Below are 19,962 nucleotides of genomic sequence, written 5' to 3' on the forward strand. Positions count from 1 at the left end.
CTTCGCCCGTTCCCCGGGGCTGCGCCCCGGACCCCGCGCCGGGCGCGCAGCGCACGTACGGGTCCGGGCGGAGCCCGGGGAACGGTGGAAGGGCGGGTAGGGGACGGCCCCGCAGGGCTGGGTCGGGGGCGGGCGGCCCCCGGCTTCAGGTGTTCTTCAGGCTTGGCCCGATCTATGGCGCCGCCGGCCGGCAAGCACGGATCATCGGCCCGACGGGCCGATTCCGGCACGGCACCCACCAGAAGGCGGAACACCCCATGCTCAGGAACGGCCTGGAACCCTGGCACGTCGCCATCGTCGTGCTCGTCTGCCTGATGCTGTTCGGCTCGAAGAAGCTGCCCGAGATGGCCCGCGGCCTGGGCAGGTCCGCCCGCATCCTGAAGGCGGAGGCCCGCGCCCTGCGCGAGGAGGACCCCGCCGCACCGGCCCCCGCCGAGCGCTGATCCGCGCTACTGCCGCAGGGAGGCCCGGCGGCCGTCCGCCATGTGGGCCCGGTCGGCCGCCGCCGTGCCGTCCTCCCAGCCCGCGAGGTCGGTCGCCCCGCGCAGCCGGGTCGTGGTGGTCCGGGGGAACATCTCCTCGGCCCGCGAGGTGACGGCCACGTCCCGGGCGACGAGCGCCGGCAGGTTGTCGGGGGCCTCGGCCACGGTGTCGGCCACCGTGTGCTCGGCCGTCTCGGCGAGGCGCTGGCCCAGCCGGCTCGCGTAGGCCAGCAGGAAGGACTGCCGGAAGGTCTTGGTGCGCTTGCGCCCGCCCGCCCGCTGCCCGGCCTCCGCGCGGGTCATCGCCGCGGTGCCCTGGACGAGCAGGGAGGTGTAGAGCAGCTCCACCGCCTCCAGGTCGCTCTCGAAGCCGACGACGGTGGAGAACTCGTACGCGCTGTTCCACACGGACCGGCACCGGTTCGCGCTCGCCACCGCGTCGAGCAGCACGGCCTTGGCCTCCTCGTACGGGGCCTCGACTCCGATCCGGCAGGCGCCGGGTATCTCCTTCGCGCCGCTCTTCACCGCGAGCAGCGCCGAGTCCACGGTGTGCCGGGCCATGAGCTCCTGCGCCTTGGCGCTGAGCGCCTCGGCCTCCTCCGGGAAGGTGGTCGCCTCGGCCTTCGCGAGCAGGGCGCGGATCCGCCCGAGCATGCGGGGCTCGATGTGCGCGTGCTCGAGCACGTCGGCGGGGTCTCCCGGCAGCGGCCCGACCGGCTCGATGGACGGCAGCCGGATCAGCAGCCGGAACACTTCCAGGACGGTCCCGGCCAGGCTGAAGCGGTCGGTGCGCTCCCGCTGGACCAGCCGCTCCCCGTACGCGGTGTCGTCCCCCCACCACACCTCGGCGTCGGTCCACCGCTCGGGCAGCCGCGCGTACCGCCGGGCCTCGGCGGCGATCAGGTCCCCGGCGATCCGCAGGTGCGTCTGTTCCAGGTCCCGGCGTACGAGCCTCAGCACGTCGGCGGGCCGCCATCCGCGCTCCCAGGCCTGGCGGACGTACTCCTCACCGCGCACGAGCAGCGCCTGCCCGACCCCGCCCCACCGGTCCCCCTCGGCGACGAGCACCGACGCCCCGGCATCCAGCCCGGCGTCGTCCTGGTTGTACAGCGCGGCCTCACAGGCCCGGTCGACGATGTCTCTCACCCTCCAAGCTTGGCACGCCCGCCCCGACCCCCGACCCACAGCCAAACCCACCGATCCGGAGCTTGAGGACCGGGGCCCGGGGCGGAGCCAAACCCAACCGTCCGGCGCCTGAGGACCTGGGCCCGGCGCGGAGCCCCAGGGGGTCCGGGGCGCAGCCAAACCCAGCCGTCCGGCGCTTGAGGACCGGGTGCCGGGGCGGAGCCCCAGGGGGTCCGGGGCCCAGCCAAACCCAGCCGTCCGGCGCTTGAGGACCGGGGCTCGGGGCGGAGCCCAGGGGGGCCGGGGCGCAGCCCCAGGGTCTGGGGCGCAGCCCCAAGGCGGGCCCGGGGCGCAGCCCCAAGGCGGGCCCGGGGCGCAGCCCCAAGGCGGGCCCGGGGCGCAGCCCCGAGGGGGTCCGGGGCGCAGCCCCGGGGAACGGGCGAAGGGTGGGTAGGGGAAGAGCCCCGCAGGGCCGGCCCCGCCCCGCGGCACCGCACGCCAGTGCGAGCGCGGCGCGCAGCGGCCGTGTCAGACCCCGGTGGGACACTCGCACTCATGAGCGATCGCATCCCTCGGTGGGCCCTCGCCGAGGACGGCGACGGCCGGTGGCACGCCGCGCCCCTGGACGGACCAACCGGCGGACCCACCGACGGCCCCACCGGCGGAGCCCGGGTCACCGCCACCGACCCCGCGGACGCGATCCGCGCCGCCCCCGCCGGCACCCGCTGGGTGTGGCGGTCCACCCCGGCCGTCTACCCGCGGCTGCTCGCCGCCGGCGCCCGCGTCGAGCGGTGCCACGACATCGAGGACGCCGAGCTGCTCCTGCTCGCCCACGAGGGCCGCCTCGGGGAACCCCGTTCGGCGGCCGCGGCCTGGGCCCGGCTGACGAACGCACCCGTACCGCCCGATCCCCCGCAGCGCGCCGTCGAGCCCGGCAGCCAGCACTCGCTCTTCGACCCCCGGCCCGCCCCCGTCCCGCTCGACGCGCTGATCGCCGTCCACGCCGACCAGGCGCAGCGGCTGGGCGCCACCGCCCACCCCGACCGGATGCGGCTGCTCGTGGCCTCCGAATCGGCGGCCTTCCTCGTAGCGGCGGAGATGAACCGGGCGGGCCTGCCCTGGCGGGCCGACGTCCACCGGGCCCTGCTGACCGAGCTGCTCGGCGAGCGGTACGCGGGCCGCGGCCAGCCCCGCCGGCTCGCGGAGCTGGCCGACGAGATCTCGGCGGCGTTCGGGCGGCGCGTGCGGCCCGAGCTGGCCGCCGACGTCATCAAGGCCTTCGCGGAGGCCGGGATCAAGCTCAAGTCCACCCGCCGCTGGGAGATCCAGGACCTGAAGCACCCCGCCGTGGAGCCCCTGCTCGCGTTCAAGAAGCTGTACCGGATCTACACCGCCCACGGCTGGTCCTGGCTCGCGGACTGGGTCCACGACGGCCGTTTCCGCCCCGAGTTCATCCCCGGCGGCACCTACACCGGCCGCTGGGTCACCAACGGCGGCGGGGCCCTGCAGATCCCCAAGGTGATCCGCCGGGCCGTCGTCGCCGACCCCGGCTGGCGGCTCGTCGTGGCCGACGCCGACCAGATGGAGCCCCGGGTGCTCGCCGCGATCTCCCGCGACCCCGCCTTCATGGAGGTGGCCGGCCGCCCCGAGGACCTGTACACCTCCATCTCCCGCCAGGGCTTCTCCGGCGACCGCGACATGGCCAAGATCGCCGTGCTCGGCGCGGTGTACGGGCAGACCTCCGGGGACGGCCTGAAGAACCTGGCGGCGCTGCGCCGCCGCTTCCCCCGGGCCGTGGCCTACGTGGACGACGCCGCGAAGGCTGGTGAGGAGGGACGGCTCGTACGGACCTGGCTGGGCCGCACCTGCCCGCCGGCGGTCGACCCCGAGGAGGCCGAGGAGGCCCCCGACGGCTACGTCCCGAGCTACGCCTCGACCGACGCGCGGGCGCGCGGCCGCTTCACCCGCAACTTCGTCGTGCAGGGCAGCGCCGCGGACTGGGCGCTGCTCCTGCTCGCGGCCCTGCGCCGGTCCCTCGCGGAGGCGGGAATGCGGGCCGAGCTGGTCTTCTTCCAGCACGACGAGGTCATCGTCCACTGCCCCGAGGAGGAGGCGACGGCCGTGGCCGCGGCGATCCGCGAGGCGGGCGAGCTGGCCGGGCGCCTCACCTTCGGCGAGACCCCGGTCCGCTTCCCGTTCACCACGGCCGTCGTGGAGTGCTACGCGGACGCGAAGTAGCCGCTGCCGCCCGACCCCGCCCCGCGCCCACTTCCCGCACTGCTTCCCCTGCTTCCCGTACTGCTTCCCCTACTTCCCGTACTCTCCGGCCACCTTCGCGCTCGTCACGAGCTCCTTCATGCGTGTCAGGCTCAGCGCCGGCTCCTTGCGGGTGGCCGCCGTCAGCTGGCTCTCGGCGTTGAACGCGGACAGGATCACCCGGGTCCCGTTCGGGAGCAGCGCCTCGGCGCTCCACCAGACCACACCGGCGCCGCCCTTCTCCCCGGGCTGCTGCCGGGTCATGACCTTCGTGCCGCCCGGCAGGGTCTCGGCGGACGCGAACAGGTCGGCCCACATTCCCGGCTGCTTGGCGCTGTCCGGCCGGACCTGGAGGGAGACCAGCGACTTGCCCTTGCCGTCATCGAGGACCAGGTAGCCCAGACCGGGCCCGTCCTCCTCCCGGTGGACGACCGGAATGTCGTCCAGGCGCAGCAGTTCCTCCAGGACGAGCACCGCCTTCGCCCCCCGGTAGCCGGCCCGCGACTGGGGCGACTCGGCGGACGCGGCCGGAAGGTCGTTGAGGGCCGGGTGCCACAGCGGTGAGGTGACGAGCGCCTGGAGCTGCGCGAGCGTCAGCGGCGGTGTCGGCCGGCTGATGGGCGCGTCCTTCTGCTCCGCCGCGTTCCATTCCTGGGCGTCGATGAGGAAGCCCTGCGGAGTGATCACCGTGGCGCGCCAGCACTTCGTGTCGACCCGGCGGTCGGGGTACTCGTAGCCCTTGAAGAGCAGCAGCCGCGAGCCGTCCTCGAGTTTCCTGGAGGAGCAACTTTCGTATTCCGCGGTGACCTTGGCCGGGCACTTCACCATGTCGTCGGCCATCGGCCCCGTCGGGTCCACCCGGCTGAGGCTGAAGCCGATGCGGCCCTTGCCGTCACCGTCGTCGAACGCCCCGGTCACCATCGGGCCGAGCTCGTCCCCCGTACCCCTGGCCTCGACGTCGCTGAGCACGCCCTGCGGCAGGAGCTGCTTGAGCACCCCGGTCAGCTGATCGGCCGTGACGGCCCCGGTGCCGACGCGGTCGCGGCCCGGCGCCGGCGCCGGCGGCGCGGGAGGCTCCGGCGAGGAGGCCACGCCGCCCCGGGCGTCCCCGGCGCCCGACCAGAGCAGCCCGTTCGCGTAGGCCCCGGCGGTGCCGATCAGCGCCAGGGCGAGCACCGAGCCGCCGGCCACGGCGGCGCGGCGACGGGCCACCATGCGCCGCCCGCGCCGCACTCCGGCGTCCACGAGGCCGAGGCCTTCGGCCGTGAAGCCGTCACCCGTACGCCGGAGGGCTTCACCGAGCTCATCTTCAAAGGGCATGCGGAATCAGACCTTCCGTCCAAAGGGATCGTGGCATGAGGGGTCGTGGGAGAAGGGGTCGTAGGAGGAAACGGACAGGACACGCCCGCACCGGAGCAGCGGCACCACCAGAGCAGCGGGACCACCAGAGCAGCGGCACCATCGGAACTGCGGGACCACCGGAGCCGCGGGCTCAGCGGCCCGCGAACTCCGCCAGCGAGCCGCCCAGTTGCTCCCGCAGCCGGGTCAGCGCGCGCGAGCAGCGGGTCCGTACGGCCGCCGAGCTGACGTTCATCGCGTCGGCGGTCTCCTCGACGCTGCGGTCCTCCCAGTACCGCAGCACCAGGACCGCCCGGTCCTTCGGCGCGAGCCGGCCCAGCGCCTCCAGCAGCGTCAGCCGCAGCGCGGGATCGCCGCCGGCCGGTGCGCCCGCGTCGGGGAACTCCCCGACCGGACGCTCCCCCGCCGACCGGCGGCGCTGGTGCGTCAGGAACGCACGCACCAGGACGGTTTGCGCGTACGCCGCCGGATTGTCGATCCGCGCGACGCGTGCCCAGAGCAGGTACATCCGCCCGAGGGTCTCCTGTACGAGATCCTCCGCGAGGTGGGTGTCACCGCTCGTCAGCAGACAGGCCGACCGGTACAGGTACGCCGATCTGTCCGTCGCGAACTCACGGAACCCGTCCCTGCGTCCGTATCCCATCCGGTCCCCCCGTGTCCGTCTCACCTCAATGACGCGACGGGGACGGGGAATGTTTCACCCGATCTCAGACCGATGCGCCGGAGCCCGCCTCGGAGAGGTCGTGGAAGTACATGTGGAACTCCTCGCGGACGAACCCTTCCGCCTCGTACAGCCCCTGCGCGACGAGGTTGTCGTACGCCGTCTCCAGCTGCACGCCCGAGACGCCGGCTTCCCGTGCCCGGCGCAGCACCTCGCGCAGGAGCGCGCGGCCCGCGCCCGAACGGCGGCCGGCGGGGGCCACGTACAGGTCGCCGAGCAGCCAGGCGGGCTTCATGGCCAGCGAGGAGAACATCGGGTAGACCTGCGTGAATCCGACCGTGCCGGCGCCCGGGACCTCGGCGAGCAGGATGAAGGAGTCCCCGCCCGCCAGCCGCTCCGCCAGGAAGGCGCGCGGGCGCTCCGGGTCCTCGACCTCCACCTCGTAGAACTCAAGGTAGCCGCGGAAGAGCTCGGCGGCGGTGTCCAGATCCGCCTCGCCCGCCTGCCGCAGGACCACCTTGACCGGGTCCGCCACGACCTGGGCCTCGTCCGCCGTGTTCCGACCGTTCATATCGCTCTCCCTCGTCCACTCCCGCGCGCCGGCTCCCATTGTGCGCGGGGCGGGCCCGTCCGGGGCCGAGGGGGGCGGTCAGTGGTTCTCGTCGCCGGTGACGGGCTGGGCCGGCAGCGTGTAGACGTGTGCGGGGGTGACGATCTTGGTGATGGCCTCTCCGAACAGCGTGCTCGGCTCCTCGCCGCCGGCGGAGATGTCGGTGTTGAGCAGCACCACCAGGGTGGCATCGGACTGCTGCGGGTTGTAGACGGTCAGCGACTGGTAGCCGGGCAGCGAGCCGTTGTGCCCGATCCACCCCTGGACGTTGAAGATCCCCAGTCCGTAGCCGGTGCCCGGCAGGGCCGGGACGACGTCGAGGCGCTCGGCCTGGGTGGCGGGGGTGAGCAGTTCGCCCGTGGCCACCACCTTGGCCCACTGCCGCAGGTCCGTGAGGTCGGAGATCATCGCTCCGGCGGCCCAGCCCCAGGAGGGGTTCCAGCCGGCCGCGTCCTCGGTCTTCCCCGAGGCGGTCTGGTCCGTGTAGCCCTGGGCGTGCGGGGACGGGAACTCGGCGGCCGTCGGGAAGACGGTGTGCTTGAGCCCGGCGGGCCCGACGACCTTCTCGTTGACGTAGTCGGCGAGCGACTGCCCGCTGATCTTCTCCACCACGAGCCCGATCAGGATCAGGTTGGTGTTGCAGTAGGAGAACTGTGCGTTCGGCTCGAAGAGCACCGGGTGCTTGAAGGAGTACGCGAGCAGTTCCTGCGGGGTGAAGGGCCGGTCGGGATCACTGGTCAGCGCCTTGAAGAAGTCCTCGTCGGCCGAGTAGTTGAACAGTCCGCTGCGCATGCCCGCCAGCTCGCGCAGCGTGATGCGGTCGCCGTTCGGCACGCCCTTGACGTACTTGCCTATGGGGTCGTCCAGCCCGATCCTGCCCTCGTCGACCAGCTTCAGCATGGCGGTCACGGTGAAGGTCTTGGTCTCGCTGCCGATCCGCATGTTGAGGCGGTCGGTCATGGGCGCACCGGTGGCCTTGTCGGCCAAGCCGAAGGCCCGTACGTACGTCCCCTTGCCCGGCGCCGACAGGGCCACTTGCACCCCGGGCACCTTGGCCTTCTCCATCACCTTCCGGATGGCGTCGTCCAACTGCCGCGCCACGGCGGGGGTGAGCTGCGGAAACTCGTCGGTGACGGCCGTACCGCTCGCCGCCGGTGGTGTCGGCACGTCCACGGCGTACCCGGCACCGGCCCCCACGGGCACCATCAGGAGCCCCGCGGCGACTGCTCCCACAGCCGCCCTGCGCAACCGTGTCGTGCTCACCCGTCCAACGTAGCCCCGGGGCGGGGGCCGGGCGACCGGGAGGGCCGGGCCGTCGGTTTCGGATCCTGCCCCACCCGGTAGGCCCGCAGGAAGGCGCCGACACCGGCCGAGATCAGGTGGTCGGTCTGCTCCTCGGGCAGGGGCAGGACCCCGTAGTGGGAGAGCTGCGAGATGGAGTGCGAGGTCAGCGCCATGAAGTGGGCGACGGCCAGCGCCGCGTCACCGCGTACGTCGATCAGCCCGGCGGCGTCGAGGCCCTCCATGGCGTCCGCGAGCGCCCGCGACACGGGGGCCGGGCCGGCGCTCACCCAGGCCTCCAGCACCTCCGGGGGCACGTGGCCGGCTTCGGCGTGGATGTGGCGGACGAGGGCGAAGTGGTCGGCGTACTCCGTCATGAGCCCGACGACCCGGTGCGCGAAGGCGACGAGGTCCCGCTCCAGATCCTCGGGGCGGGGCGGCCGCTCGGGGTTCAGGACGGCGTCGATCAGGGCGAGCTGGGCGTCGCGCACCTGCCCCGAGGTCCAGGTGACGACGGCGGCGAAGAGCATCGCCTTGCCGCCCGGGAAGTGGTTGTAGAGCGTGCGGGTCGAGACGCCGGCCGCGGCGGCGAGCTCGTCGACCGTCGCCCGGGTGTAGCCCTCACGGCCGAAGACACCGCAGGACGCGCTCGCGATGGCGACCTGCTTCTGCAGCTTCCTGGCACTGGGTGCGCTGGTTGCGCTGGGTTCGCTGGTTGCCCCGCTCACTTCGCCTCCGTACGAGAAGTACAACGACCGTTGCATTTTTTACAACGCTCGTTGTAGTTTACCGGAGGGACGGCCGCACCGAGCGGCCGCACCACCGACGAGGGGACCCTGCCATGACCGCCGCCCACGCTTCCACTCCCGCCTCCGCCCCCGGCGAGGACGCGCCGCTGCGCGTCGCCGTCATCCTCGGCAGCGTCCGGGAGGGCCGTCAGGGTCCCGCCGTCACCGACTGGTTCCTCGGCGCCGCCGGCGCCGTCGGCGGCCTGGACCTCGACCTCATCGACCTCGCCGACGTCGACCTGCCGCTTGCCATGCCCGGCTGGGGCGGCTCCCCGAGCCCGCAGGCGGCCGCCGCCCTCGCGGAGGTCAGCCCGCGGCTGGCGGCCGCCGAGGCCTTCGTCATCGTCACCCCCGAGTACAACCACAGCTTCCCGGCGGTACTGAAGAACCTCATCGACTGGCACCGCGAGGAATGGCACGCCAAGCCCGCCGGCTTCGTCTCCTACGGCGGCCTCGGCGGCGGCCTGCGCGCCGTCGAGCAGCTCCGGCTGGTCTTCGCCGAACTGCACGCCGTGACCGTGCGCGACTCCGTCAGCCTGCACGGGCCGTGGTCCGGGCTCGGCCCGGACGGCCTGCCGCGCGACGCCGCCGTCGCCGAGGGCGCGGTCAAGGGGATGCTCGGCCAGCTGTCCTGGTGGGGTCGCGCGCTGCGCGCCGCCCGCGCGAGCCACCCGTACCAGGGCTGAGGGGCGGCACGAGGATGCGTACGCACCGGGAACCCGGCGGGTCCGGCACGGCGACGACGACACCGGCGGACCCCGCCGACCCGGCGGAGGCCGTCGGCGCCGCCCCTGACACCGGCGCCCCCACCCCGCCATCCCTCACCCCGACCCCCGCCCACCCGACCCCCGCCACCCCGTCCCCCGCCACCCCGTCATCCGCCACCCCGTCATCCGCCGCCCCGGCATCCGCCGCGCTGCTCCGGCGCACGGCGGGTGTCGTCATCGTCGGCTCGGTCATGTCGGTGCTCGACATGACGATCGTCAACGTCGCCCTGCACCGCCTCTCCGAGGCCTTCCACGCCCCCCTCGCCACGATCCAGTGGGCCGCCAGCGCCTACACGCTCGCGCTCGCCGCCGTCATCCCGGCCTCGGCCTGGGCGATGGGCCGCTTCGGCGCCAAACGCACCTACCTGGGCGCCCTCACCCTGTTCTCCCTCGGCTCCCTGCTCGCCGCGTGCGCCTGGAGCGCGGGGAGCCTGATCGCCTTCCGCGCCGTGCAGGGCCTGGGCGGCGGGCTGCTCATGCCCGTCGGCATGGCCATGGTGATGCGTACGGCCGACCCGGCCCGGCTCGGCCGGGTGATGGCCCTGCTCGGACTGCCGATCATCGTCGGGCCGGTGGCCGGCCCGGTGCTGGGCGGCTGGCTGGTCGACTCGGCGTCCTGGCAGTGGATCTTCCTGGTCAACCTCCCCGTGGGGGCGGCCGCCCTGTTCCTCGCCGCGAAACTGCTGCGCTCCGACGCCCCGGGCGAACCGGGCGCCGCGCCCCGGCTGGACGTACCCGGCCTGCTCCTCCTCTCCCCCGGCCTCGCCCTGCTGCTCTACGGACTGACCCGCGGCGGCGAGCACGGCACCTTCACCGCCCCCGACGCCCTCTTCCCCACCCTGGCCGGCCTCGCCCTCGTGGCCGCCTTCACCCGGCGGGCCCTGACGGCCCGCGACCCGCTCCTCGACCTCCGCCTGCTGCGCGAGCGCACCTTCGGCGCCGGAATCCTCACGCTCGCCCTCTTCACCTGCGGCTACTTCGGCTCGATGCTGCTCGGCCCGATGTACTGGCAGCAGGGCCGCGGCATGAGCGCGACGGCGGCCGGGCTGCTGGGCGCCCCGACCGGCCTCACCGTCGGGCTGGTCATGCAGATCGCCTCGCGCCGCGTCGACAAGGTCTCCCCGCGCCGCCTGATCCGTACCGGTATCGCGGTGGGAGCGGTGGGCATGGCCCTGACGGGCCTCCAGGCCGGCTCCCCGGACGCGGCGCCCTGGCGCTTCGTCGCCGCTTCGGTCGTCATGGGCATCGGCGCCGGGATGGTCCTGATGCCGACGATGACCACCGCCAGCCGCAGCCTCCCGAAGTCCCGCCTGACCGCGGCGAGCACCATCCTGAGCATCAACTCCCAGATCGGCGCCTCGGTCGGCACGGCCCTCCTCTCCGTCACCCTGACCACCACGACCTTCCGCACCACCTACGCCCTGGCCGCCCTCCTCCTGACCCTGGCCCTCCTCCCCGCTTCCTTCCTCCCCGCCCGACGGCCGTGACCGCAGCCTGACCGGCGCCGACCTCGCCGCACTCCCTCAATCGAATGGAGAACGCGGCGCAGTTCCCCACCGGAATCGACACCCTCGCCTCCTCTACCCGCGAGGAAACCCTGTCCGCGGAGCCGTACACGGCACGGACTCCCGAGAACGTCGAGCACTCGCGCCCACGCGAACTCACCGCCAGGGGAAGCCGATCCGGGCCCCGGCCGACCGCTCGGAGCGCATCCCCGTCCCCGTCCACGACCGGCGCACCGCCCTGGTCCCGATCGACCCGCACGACACCTCGCGGGGCGCCCTGGTGGCCCAGGAGACCCGTCCGGGTGGCCTGGCCGACACCGAGCGGCAGGCCCTCAAGTCCATGTGCCCCGTAGGTAAGGACGACATCGGCGCCCGGGACCCGGGCATGCCGGTGCGGACCTACCGGCGCCACGTGGCCCGCCTACTGCCCCGCGAACCCGGCCCGGCAACCGGCGCCGCTACGAGGCGGCCGCGCCCTGGAGGTCCTGGACGGCCCGCCGCACCGCATCCGACACCGGGGCGGCGCCCTCGGACAGGGCCGCCAGCCGGTCCTTGAGCGCATCGCGCCGGTCGGCGGCCAGGGCCGTGCCCAGTTGGCCGCCCGCGCAGGCGAGGCCGGCGAGCAGCGCGGCCCGGCCACCGCCCGCGCGCGCGGTGGCCGGGCCTTCGGCGGCGGCGGTCACCGCGGCCCGTACCTCCCCGGCGGCGGCGAGGCCGGCCGGGGTGAGGGCGGCCCGGTTCAGCGGGAAGAGGCCGAACACCCGGTTCGTGCTCTGCTCCAGCAGCCCGTCCTTCTCCAGGCCCCGCAGCACCTCACGGACCGACGCACGGCCGTCCTTGCGGACCCAGTGCAGCCACTTCTTGCCGGGCTCCGCCACCACCGACTGCCACACCTGCCGCAGCGCGGCGTCCTGCGGCGCCTCGCCCGCCGCCGTGGCCGTACCCGCCCCGTCGGTCAGAGCTCCACCGTCGAGCAGCTCGGCCAGCAGCGCACCGCGCACCGCCGGGGCCAAGGACTGCCGGACGGGCAGCCGGCCTCCCTCCGCGTCGAAGGCGAGCAGGATCATGTCGCCTGCCAGGCTCATCTCAGTTGTCCTCTCGCGCGGAACCCGCACCGGCAACCGCCGTCGGCCTGCGCCCAGTCTGCCCCGCGAGCCTCCCAAGCGCCGCTTCCTCACCGGGTTCCTCACCGGGCGGGAATCCGAGCCGATTCATCACCATGTGCAGCTGCTGGACCAGCTAAGGGCCTTCCCCGAACCCGGGCGCCCACAGGACGAGTTCGACCACCACGTCGCCCTGCGCCTCCACACGCCCGCCCACAGCACGCGCGGGCACGCCCTGTCCCCGCGCCCCGGCACAGAACGCGCTGTCCAGCCGGAAGATGCCTTCACCGACGGCCACACCGCCCCGCCCGCCGCACTCGCCCAGCTCGGGCGGCGCTCACGCACGCGGGGCGTCCCCTCAGCCGTGAGCCGGCCAGAGCACCGCACCCGCAAAAATCCGGCATCCGAGTGCACCGGTTACGGGCGGTCAGCACACCAATCTGCTGATCACTCTTCGTAGTGGACTGCTCCACGGAACAGAACTCCACGTCGGCCGCAACCGTTCCTTTCCGACAGACACACTCCGCCGGAAGGGACACCGATGCACAAGCACTTAGCCGCCCGGCGCACGCCGGCGCCATCGGATCCACACCCGTCACCGGATTCGACTACCAAGTCGGCGGGGTCACCATGAAGGTTCTGACGGGCTGCATGTTCACTCACGTCGTCCGCGGCGAAGGCAGGAAGATCACCTACCAGAATGCCGGCGTCGACTGCGGCTTCGTAGGTGCCCTCAATTCCGGCTTCTGCAACTGGCGGATCGACTTCACCTACGCGGACACCGACAACAAGACCTACCGCACGTCCCGGGGCAAGACGCACCCCAGACCCTGCCGCGCTACGGCAAGGCGTGCGCTCACCTGAACGTCAACGGTGTGCGCCGGGTCAGTCAGTGCCACCACATCACGAAGTGAGTCACGCATGACCATCCCGCCCTCGCCCGACGATTCCGCGTGGGAAGCCAAGCGCCGCCGCGCGGGCCTGGTCGCCTTCCTGGTCGCCACAGCGGCATCCTTCGCGTTCTTCGCGTTCTTCCCGGGTCTCCCCCACGTCATCGACTGGGGCGCGATCATCACCTCGCTCGCCGCGGGCGGCCTGGCCCGTTGGGCGTGGCAGTCCCGCCTCGCGAGAAGGCGCTCCGCCCACCCGCAGAGCTGATCACCGATCGCACGCCGGCGGGCACGCGAGGGCTCCGGAAGTCCACCTCAGGGCATGAAAAAGCCCCAGGTCACGGCGAGTGAGTCCTGGGGCTAATCCGAGCCGCCTTCGGGATTCGAACCCGAGACCTACGCATTACGAGTGCGTTGCTCTGGCCAGCTGAGCTAAGGCGGCACCGCTGGGAAGACAAGAATTTCCCTGGTGGGAGGCTCTCATCAGCAGCGGCCCAAAGTCTACAGGGTTAAACGGGGTGCCCCGAACAAGGGTCGCCGGAGGCCACAGCGGACGGGGTCAGCACTTCTTCCCGTCCTGCGGAGCGGCGCCCTCCAGGAGGTAGCGGTTGATCGCCGAGTCGATGCAGTCGCTGCCCCGGCCGTACGCCGTGTGGCCGTCTCCGTCGTAGGTCAGCAGGACGCCCGAGTCGAGCTGGCCCGCCAGGGCCTCGGCCCACTTGTACGGGGTCGCCGGGTCGCGGGTGGTGCCCACCACCACGATCGGCGGGGCGCCCTTCGCGTGCAGCGCCTCGGCCTTGCCGGTGGCCTTCGTCGGCCAGTACGTGCAGTTCAGCGAGGCCCAGGCCAGGCCCGCGCCGAAGACCGGGGAGGCCTTCGCGAAGGAGGGCAGGGCCTTCTCGACCGCCCCGGGGCCGGCGAAGGCCGGGGGCTGGTCGAGACAGTTGACGGCGGCGTTCGCCGACATGAGGTTGGCGTACTTGCCGTCCGACCCGCGCTCGTAGTAGCTGTCGGCGAGGGCGAGCAGCCCGTCACCCTCGTTGTCCTTGATCGCGGACGCGAGCGCCTCGCGCAGCTGCGGCCAGGCATTCTCGTCGTAGAGGGCGGCGATCACCCCGGTCGTCGCCAGCGCCTCACCGAGCTCGGTGCGCGACCGGTCGGTCGTGGGGACCGGCTGGGCGTCGACCTTGCCGAAGAACTCCTTCAGCCGCTCCGCGATCTGCTCCGGGCTGCCCTTGCCGAGCGGGCAGTCCGGCTGCTTCGCGCAGTCCGCCGCGAAGGCGCGGAAGGCCGTCTCGAAGCCTTCCGTCTGGTCCCGGTTCAGGTCCACCGCGGGCCGGGAGGGGTCCATCGCCCCGTCCAGGACCAGCCGTCCGGTCCGGCCGGGGAACAGGTCGGCGTACGTCGCCCCGAGGAAGGTGCCGTACGAGGCTCCGACGTAGTTCAGCTTCTCGTCGCCGAGCGCCGCACGCAGGACGTCCATGTCGCGGGCTGCGTCGACCGTGGACACGTGCGGCAGGATCCGCTTGGAGTGCGCCTGGCAGGCGGCCGCGAACTCCTTGAAGGCGGCCACCAGCAGGGCCTGCTCCGCCGGTGTGTCCGGCGTCTGGTCCACCTGCGTGTACGCGTCCATGGCGCGGCCGTCCAGGCATTCCACGGGGCTGCTGCGGTCCACGCCGCGCGGGTCGAAGGAGACCATGTCGTACGCGGCACGCACCGGGGCCGGGTATCCGATGCCCGCGTACGCCTGGAGGTAGCCGATGCCGGAGCCGCCCGGGCCGCCCGGGTTCACCACCAGGGAGCCGAGCCGCTTGGCGGGGTCGGTGGCCTTGCGGCGGGACACCGCGATGTCGATGTCCCCGGCCCCCGGGTTCCCGTAGTCCAGCGGGACCTTCATGGTGGTGCACTCGAAGCCCGGCACGCCGCACTCGCGCCAGCTCAGCTTCTGGTCGTAGTACGGGCGCAGCGCGGCCGGCACGGCGGTCGGCTCGGCCGACGGCGCCTCGGAGGTCCCGCCGGACGACGCGGCGGCGCGGGGTGTTCCCGAACCTCCCGAGGTGCACCCGGAGAGCAGTAGCCCCGCAGCGGCGATCACGGTTCCGGTGGTGCGCAGCAGGCGACTGGTGTCCATTCCCGGAGCCTACGGCCTGCGGGCACGCCCGGGGCGGTGGCACCCGCGCCGGGCGGCGGGCGGCCGCCCGGGCTCGGGGCGCCGCCCCGCACGGACCGGCGGCGTCTGCGGGACGCCCCGCGGACCCCTCGAACGGGTGAGGCCGTCAACCTGAGTCGCCGCCGCGGACCTCGCGTGCCTCAGCCGGCGCGCAGCGACATCGTCATCGCCTCGACGGCCAGCAGCGGGGCGACGTTGCGGTCCAGGGCCTGCCGGCACGCGATGATCGCCTCGATGCGCCGCAGCGTCCGCTCCGGGCCCGACTCGCGGGCGATCCGGTCCAGGTCGTGCCGTATCTCCTCGTTCGCGATGGCCAGCGAGGAGCCGAGCTGAATCGCCAGGACGTCCCGGTAGAAGCCGGTGAGGTCGGTCAGCGCCAGATCGAGGCTGTCGCGCTGCGTCCGCGTACGCCGCCGCTTCTGCCGGTCCTCCAGCTCCTTCATCACGCCCGCCGTACCGCGCGGCATCCGCCCGCTCGTACCCGCTCCGGCGCCCATCGCGGCCCGCAGCTCCTCGGTCTCCTTGGTGTCGACCTCTTCCGCGACCTGCTTGGCATCCTCCGCGGCGGCGTCCACGAGTTCCTGCGCCGCCTTCAGGCAGTCGCCCACGTCGGCCACGCGCAGCGGCAGTTTCAAGACGGTGGCGCGCCGCGAGCGGGCCGCCTCGTCGGTGGCGAGCCGGCGGGCCCGGTCGATGTGCCCCTGGGTCGCGCGGGCTGCCGCCTGCGCGACGGCCGGCTCGATGCCGTCGCGCCGCACGAGCACCTCGGCGACGGCGGACACCGGCGGGGTGCGCAGCGAAAGGTGCCTGCAGCGGGAGCGGATGGTGGGCAGCACGTCCTCCAGCGAGGGGGCGCACAGCAGCCACACGGTCCGCGGAGCGGGCTCCTCCACGCCCTTGAGCAGCACGTTTCCGGCGCCTTCCGTCAGCCGGTCGGCGTCCTCCAGGACGATGACCTGCCACCGTCCGACGGCCGGGGAGAGCTGCGCCCGGCGCACCAGCGACCGGGTGTCCTTCACGCCGATGGACAGCTGGTCGGTACGGACGATCTCCACGTCCGCATGCGTACCGATCACGGTGGTGTGGCAGCCGTCGCAGAAACCGCAGCCCGGCTCACCGCCGAGGGCGCGGTCGGGGCTGGTGCACTGGAGCGCGGCGGCGAAGGCGCGGGCGGCGGTGGCCCGCCCCGAGCCGGGCGGGCCGGTGAACAGCCAGGCGTGCGTCATCTTGGAGGCGGCGGGCGGCGGGTTGCCCGCCTCGATGGCGGTGACCAGGGCGTCGGCGTCGACCGCGGCGGCGGCCAGCTGCGTCTGGACCCGCTCCTGTCCCACCAGGTCGTCCCATACGGGCATCCCGCCCACCGCCTTTCCCTCGCGTACCGTCCGTGCCGTCTGCTCACCCAGTGTGGCGGCTCCCACTGACAATCCCCGCCAGCCGGTCCCCGCGACGACCCCGGCCGTCAGCGAGCACGGCCGTCACCGGCCGCCATCGCCGCGCTCAGCCGCGCTCAGCCGCACTCAGCCGCCGTGCTCAGCCGCCGTGCTCAGCCGCCGTGCTCAGCCGCGGCGCGGCCCCCGGCCCCGGCCGTCCTCGTCGTCCTGGTGCCATCCCAGCAGCTCGTCCGCCAGCGTCGGCAGATCGTCCAGCGGGGTCTCCTCCGCCCAGTCCGAGCGCGGCCGGCGCGGCCGGCCGTCCTCGGCGGGCAGCGGCAGCTCACGGGTCGCGTCGTTGCCCGAGTCGCGGAAGATGCCCGGCGGGACCCGGTCGGCCGGGTTCTCCTCGGGGCGCTGGGCCGTCGGCCGCGAAGCGGAGTACGAGGCCCTGGGCGCCGCCGGCCGCGTGGATCCCGCCTCACCCGTGCCCGTGGGGCGTACGGGCGGCAGCACCGCGGTCTCGTCCGCCGGACCCGTCGCGCGTACGGGCGGCAGCACGGCCGTCTCGTCCCCCGGGCGCGCCGCCGGATCGGCCTTCGGGACCGGGACCGTCTGGGTGACGTCGTCCGGCTGCACGACCCGCTTGACGACCGGGGTCTCGATCGTGACGGCCTCGTCGTGGTGCGGTTCCTTGCGCAGGTCGGCCTTGGGCGCGGAAGCCGGAGCCGCCGCCGGTGCCGGTGCCGCGGGGGCCGCCGGAGCCGCAGCCGCAGCCGTCGAAGCAGCCGTCGAAGCGGCGGCAGCCGCCTCCGCGGCGGACTTCGCCGCCGCCTCCGCCGCCGAGGCCTCGGCCAGCCGCCGCGCCTCCTCGGCCTTCAGCAGGGCCTCCTCGGCCCGCCGCTGCTTCTCCAGCCGGCGCTCCTCGGCCTCGGCGTGCAGCCGGGCCTCTTCCTCCGCCTGCTTGCGCAGCCGCTCGGCCTCCACCGCGCGGGCCTTCTCCTCGGCCTCCAGCCGCAGCCGCTCCGCCTCGGCCCGCACGCGGGCCTCCTCCTCGGCGCGCAGCCGGGCCTCCTCGGCCTTCCGCGCGGCCTCGGCCTCGGCCGCGAGCCGGGCCTCCTCCGCCTCGCGGACCTTGCGGGCCTCCTCCTCGGCCTGCAGCCGGGCTTCCTCGGCCTTGCGGGCCGCCTCTTCCTCGGCCTTGCGCGCGGCCTCCACCAGGGCGAGCCGGCGGGCCTCCGCCTGCGCGGCCACCTCGGCCTCCGACAGCGGGAGCATCCGGTCCAGCCGGTGGCGCACGACGGTGCTGACCGACTCCGGGTCCTGGCCCGCGTCGACCACCAGGTAGCGCCCGGGGTCGGCCGCGGCCAGGGTCAGGAATCCGGCGCGCACCCGCTGGTGGAACTCCGCCGGCTCCGATTCCAGCCGGTCCGGCGCCTCCGTGAACCGCTCCCGGGCCGTCTCCGGCGACACGTCGAGCAGCACGGTCAGATTCGGTACGAGGCCACTCGTGGCCCAGCGCGAGATACGGGCGATCTCGGTCGGGGACAGGTCCCGGCCGGCGCCCTGGTAGGCCACCGAGGAGTCGATGTAGCGGTCACTGATGACCACCGCGCCGCGCTCCAGGGCGGGCCGTACGACGGTGTCCACGTGCTCGGCGCGGTCGGCCGCGTAGAGCAGGGCCTCCGCGCGGTTCGACAGGCCGGCGGAGGACACGTCGAGCAGGATCGAGCGCAGCCGCTTGCCGACCGGGGTGGCCCCGGGCTCACGCGTGACGACGACCTCGTGGCCCTTGGCCCGTATCCAGTCGGCCATCGCCTCGACCTGCGTCGACTTGCCGGCGCCGTCGCCGCCCTCCAGGGCGATGAAGAACCCGGCGTCGGACGCGGCCTGCACCGGCTCCCCGCCGCGCAGCGCCTCGCGCAGGTCGCGGCGCAGCGGTACGCCGCTGCGGTCGTCGGCCTTGGCCAGGACGATGACGGCGACCGGCAGCAGCAGGGCGCCGACCAGCATCAGCGTGAAGGCCGCGCCGCCGTGCGCGAAGACGACCTCGCCGGCGGCCAGCCGGTGCGGTCCGATCAGGGCGGCCAGCAGCGGGGCGGCCACGGCTCCGACGGCCACGCAGACGCGGACGACGGCCTGCAGGTGCTCGGTGACCCGGGCCCTGCGGAACTCCTCGGTCTCCTGGTCGAGCAGGGTGTGCCCGGTGTTCGCGGCGACGCCCGCGGCGGTGCCGGCGAGCAGCGAGAGGAACACCACCGTCGAGGTGTCCGGAACCAGCCCGGTCAGCAGCAGCGCCAGCCCTGTCACCCCGACGGCCAGCGCCAGCAGGCGTCGCCGGGACAGGGCCGGGAGGACCTTGCCGGCCTGGGTGGCGCGGATGCCGAGCGCGGTGCCGCTCAGCAGGGCCAGGACGAACAGCGAGAACGCGGCCGCGCCGCCCCCCAGGTCGGCGGCGTGCAGGACGGCCACGGCGGCGGCGGAGGCGATGGCTCCGGCGACGGCTCCGCAGACGAGGACGAACAGCGGGATGGCCCCCGTGCGCCCCTTCTCCGGCCGGTCCCCCGCCTTGGGGGCCCGCAGGCCCTCCAGCGGCGAGCGGGGCCGCGGGGTCTTCGTCGCGGGCAGCACGAGCGGGAGCAGCAGCGACACGGAGGCCGCGAAGAGGCCGGCGGCCACGTACGAGCCGAGGGCCGCCTGGTTCTCGGCGAACCAGCCGATCCCCAGGCCGAGGGCCTTGCCGATCAGGGTGGCGGCGAGCAGCGCGGCCGCGGCGACCGGCAGGGCGCCGAAGGCGGTGCGCAGGTTCAGCCGGCGCAGTGCGTCGAGGTGATCGGGCAGGGGCCGTACGGTCGCCCCCTCCGGCGGCGGCGCCGGCAGCAGACCGGGCGCGGCGCTGTCCCTGGCCAGCCCCCACAGCCGCTCGGCGGCGCCGGAGACGAAGACGGTGGCGAGCAGCGCGGTCAGCGCGTGCCCGCCGATCCAGTCGAGCCACAGCGGCGCGACGACGAAGAGCGCGAGCCGGATCCCGTCGGCGCCGATCATCGTCCAGCGGCGGTCCAGCGTGCCGCCGGGGGCGGTGAGCTTGGACAGGGGTCCGAGGAGGACCGCGCCGAACAGGACGGTGGACAGCACGCGGACGCCGAAGACGGCGGCGACGGCGAGGGCCCAGCCGGTGTAACCACCGCCGAAGGCGTCCTGGTCCACGGCCGCCTGGAAGACCAGCAGCACCAGGACCAGCAGGGCGAGGGCGTCACCGATGCCGCTCACCAACTGCGCGCTCCACAGACGGCGCAGCCCGGGGGTGCGCAACAGGGCGCGCACCGCACGCTCGCGGGAGTCCGCGGCGAGGGCTTCGTCGTAGGTGGGAGTGGTGTCGGTGGTGTCGGTGGCGGCGGTCACGACCGTTGGCTGCTCGGCTCGCGTCATCCGCCCAGCCTATCCGCTGCGCTGGGCGGGCGCGGAGGGGCTGTGGACAAGGTCCGGTGCGACCCCCGACCGGCCTCCCCGACCCGCCTCCCCGGGGCAGCAGCCGCGTGCGGGCCTCTTCGTCGGTCATGGGGGCGGGGGCGGTGGGCATGAAAGCAGCGTAGAC

Annotated in this window: 16 protein-coding genes and 1 tRNA gene; 6 read left to right on the plus strand and 11 right to left on the minus strand. The window is 74.1% G+C overall.

Translation table 11 applies throughout. The features are described 5' to 3' along the window. Positions 1–257 precede the first annotated feature (257 nt). Positions 258–443: a Sec-independent protein translocase subunit TatA gene (tatA, locus tag ACWCP2_RS36480; RefSeq protein WP_450912832.1), complete on the plus strand. Its 186-nt coding sequence runs from the start codon at positions 258–260 to the stop codon at positions 441–443. Positions 444–449: 6 nt separating this feature from the next. Here the strand turns inward: tatA and ACWCP2_RS36485 are convergent, their stop codons facing one another. Continuing rightward, positions 450–1,628 (minus strand): DUF2786 domain-containing protein, encoded by a 1,179-nt coding sequence (locus ACWCP2_RS36485; protein WP_450912833.1) that lies wholly within the window; start codon positions 1,626–1,628, stop codon positions 450–452. Between the two features lie 534 nt (positions 1,629–2,162). Here ACWCP2_RS36485 and ACWCP2_RS36490 point away from each other — a divergent pair. After that, complete coding sequence (locus tag ACWCP2_RS36490; RefSeq protein WP_450912834.1) at positions 2,163–3,845, plus strand: bifunctional 3'-5' exonuclease/DNA polymerase; 1,683 nt, start codon at positions 2,163–2,165, stop codon at positions 3,843–3,845. Positions 3,846–3,914: 69 nt separating this feature from the next. On the opposite strand, the gene ACWCP2_RS36495 is transcribed toward ACWCP2_RS36490, so the two are convergent. The 5 genes from ACWCP2_RS36495 to ACWCP2_RS36515 form a co-directional block, all read right to left on the minus strand. Next, positions 3,915–5,183, minus strand: a complete 1,269-nt coding sequence (locus ACWCP2_RS36495; protein ID WP_450912835.1) for a hypothetical protein — start codon at positions 5,181–5,183, stop codon at positions 3,915–3,917. Between the two features lie 172 nt (positions 5,184–5,355). Next, positions 5,356–5,865 (minus strand): SigE family RNA polymerase sigma factor, encoded by a 510-nt coding sequence (locus ACWCP2_RS36500; protein ID WP_450912836.1) that lies wholly within the window; start codon positions 5,863–5,865, stop codon positions 5,356–5,358. Between the two features lie 64 nt (positions 5,866–5,929). Next, a complete protein-coding gene (locus tag ACWCP2_RS36505; RefSeq protein WP_450912837.1) occupies positions 5,930–6,454 on the minus strand; it encodes an N-acetyltransferase family protein in 525 nt (174 codons plus the stop codon). A gap of 78 nt (positions 6,455–6,532) precedes the next feature. After that, a complete protein-coding gene (locus ACWCP2_RS36510) occupies positions 6,533–7,699 on the minus strand; it encodes a serine hydrolase domain-containing protein (protein ID WP_450912847.1) in 1,167 nt (388 codons plus the stop codon). 53 nt (positions 7,700–7,752) lie between these two features. Continuing rightward, on the minus strand, positions 7,753–8,502 hold the full coding sequence (locus tag ACWCP2_RS36515) for a TetR/AcrR family transcriptional regulator (protein ID WP_450912838.1): 750 nt from the start codon (positions 8,500–8,502) through the stop codon (positions 7,753–7,755). 113 nt (positions 8,503–8,615) lie between these two features. Here ACWCP2_RS36515 and ACWCP2_RS36520 point away from each other — a divergent pair, with 113 nt between their 5' ends. Together ACWCP2_RS36520 and ACWCP2_RS36525 are read left to right on the plus strand one after the other, a co-directional pair. Then, positions 8,616–9,248 carry an NADPH-dependent FMN reductase gene (locus ACWCP2_RS36520; protein WP_450912839.1) on the plus strand — a complete coding sequence of 211 codons (633 nt, stop codon included), beginning with the start codon at positions 8,616–8,618 and terminating at the stop codon, positions 9,246–9,248. Between the two features lie 14 nt (positions 9,249–9,262). Beyond that, positions 9,263–10,816 carry a DHA2 family efflux MFS transporter permease subunit gene (locus ACWCP2_RS36525; protein ID WP_450912840.1) on the plus strand — a complete coding sequence of 518 codons (1,554 nt, stop codon included), beginning with the start codon at positions 9,263–9,265 and terminating at the stop codon, positions 10,814–10,816. 476 nt (positions 10,817–11,292) lie between these two features. On the opposite strand, the gene ACWCP2_RS36530 is transcribed toward ACWCP2_RS36525, so the two are convergent. After that, the gene (locus ACWCP2_RS36530) at positions 11,293–11,919 is read right to left on the minus strand and encodes a GOLPH3/VPS74 family protein (RefSeq protein WP_450912841.1); all 627 of its coding nucleotides are present in this window, start codon (positions 11,917–11,919) and stop codon (positions 11,293–11,295) included. Positions 11,920–12,588: 669 nt separating this feature from the next. Between ACWCP2_RS36530 and ACWCP2_RS36535 the strand changes: the two genes are divergently transcribed. Together ACWCP2_RS36535 and ACWCP2_RS36540 are read left to right on the plus strand one after the other, a co-directional pair. Next, entirely contained in the window at positions 12,589–12,801 is a 213-nt protein-coding gene (locus tag ACWCP2_RS36535) for a hypothetical protein (RefSeq protein WP_450912842.1), read from the plus strand. A gap of 57 nt (positions 12,802–12,858) precedes the next feature. Next, positions 12,859–13,095: a hypothetical protein gene (locus ACWCP2_RS36540; protein WP_450912843.1), complete on the plus strand. Its 237-nt coding sequence runs from the start codon at positions 12,859–12,861 to the stop codon at positions 13,093–13,095. Positions 13,096–13,195: 100 nt separating this feature from the next. Here the strand turns inward: ACWCP2_RS36540 and ACWCP2_RS36545 are convergent. From ACWCP2_RS36545 to tmk, 4 genes are all read right to left on the minus strand, one after another. Beyond that, a tRNA-Thr gene (locus tag ACWCP2_RS36545) sits at positions 13,196–13,269 on the minus strand. Positions 13,270–13,386: 117 nt separating this feature from the next. Continuing rightward, positions 13,387–14,958, minus strand: a complete 1,572-nt coding sequence (locus ACWCP2_RS36550; protein ID WP_450912844.1) for an alpha/beta hydrolase — start codon at positions 14,956–14,958, stop codon at positions 13,387–13,389. A gap of 179 nt (positions 14,959–15,137) precedes the next feature. Beyond that, positions 15,138–16,349, minus strand: coding sequence for a DNA polymerase III subunit delta' (locus tag ACWCP2_RS36555; protein WP_450912845.1), 1,212 nt, complete (start codon positions 16,347–16,349; stop codon positions 15,138–15,140). A gap of 204 nt (positions 16,350–16,553) precedes the next feature. Then, positions 16,554–19,796 (minus strand): dTMP kinase, encoded by a 3,243-nt coding sequence (gene tmk, locus ACWCP2_RS36560; RefSeq protein ID WP_450912846.1) that lies wholly within the window; start codon positions 19,794–19,796, stop codon positions 16,554–16,556. Between the last annotated feature and the right edge of the window lie 166 nt (positions 19,797–19,962).

It is taken from the genome of Streptomyces sp. NPDC002104 (genome assembly GCF_053593795.1).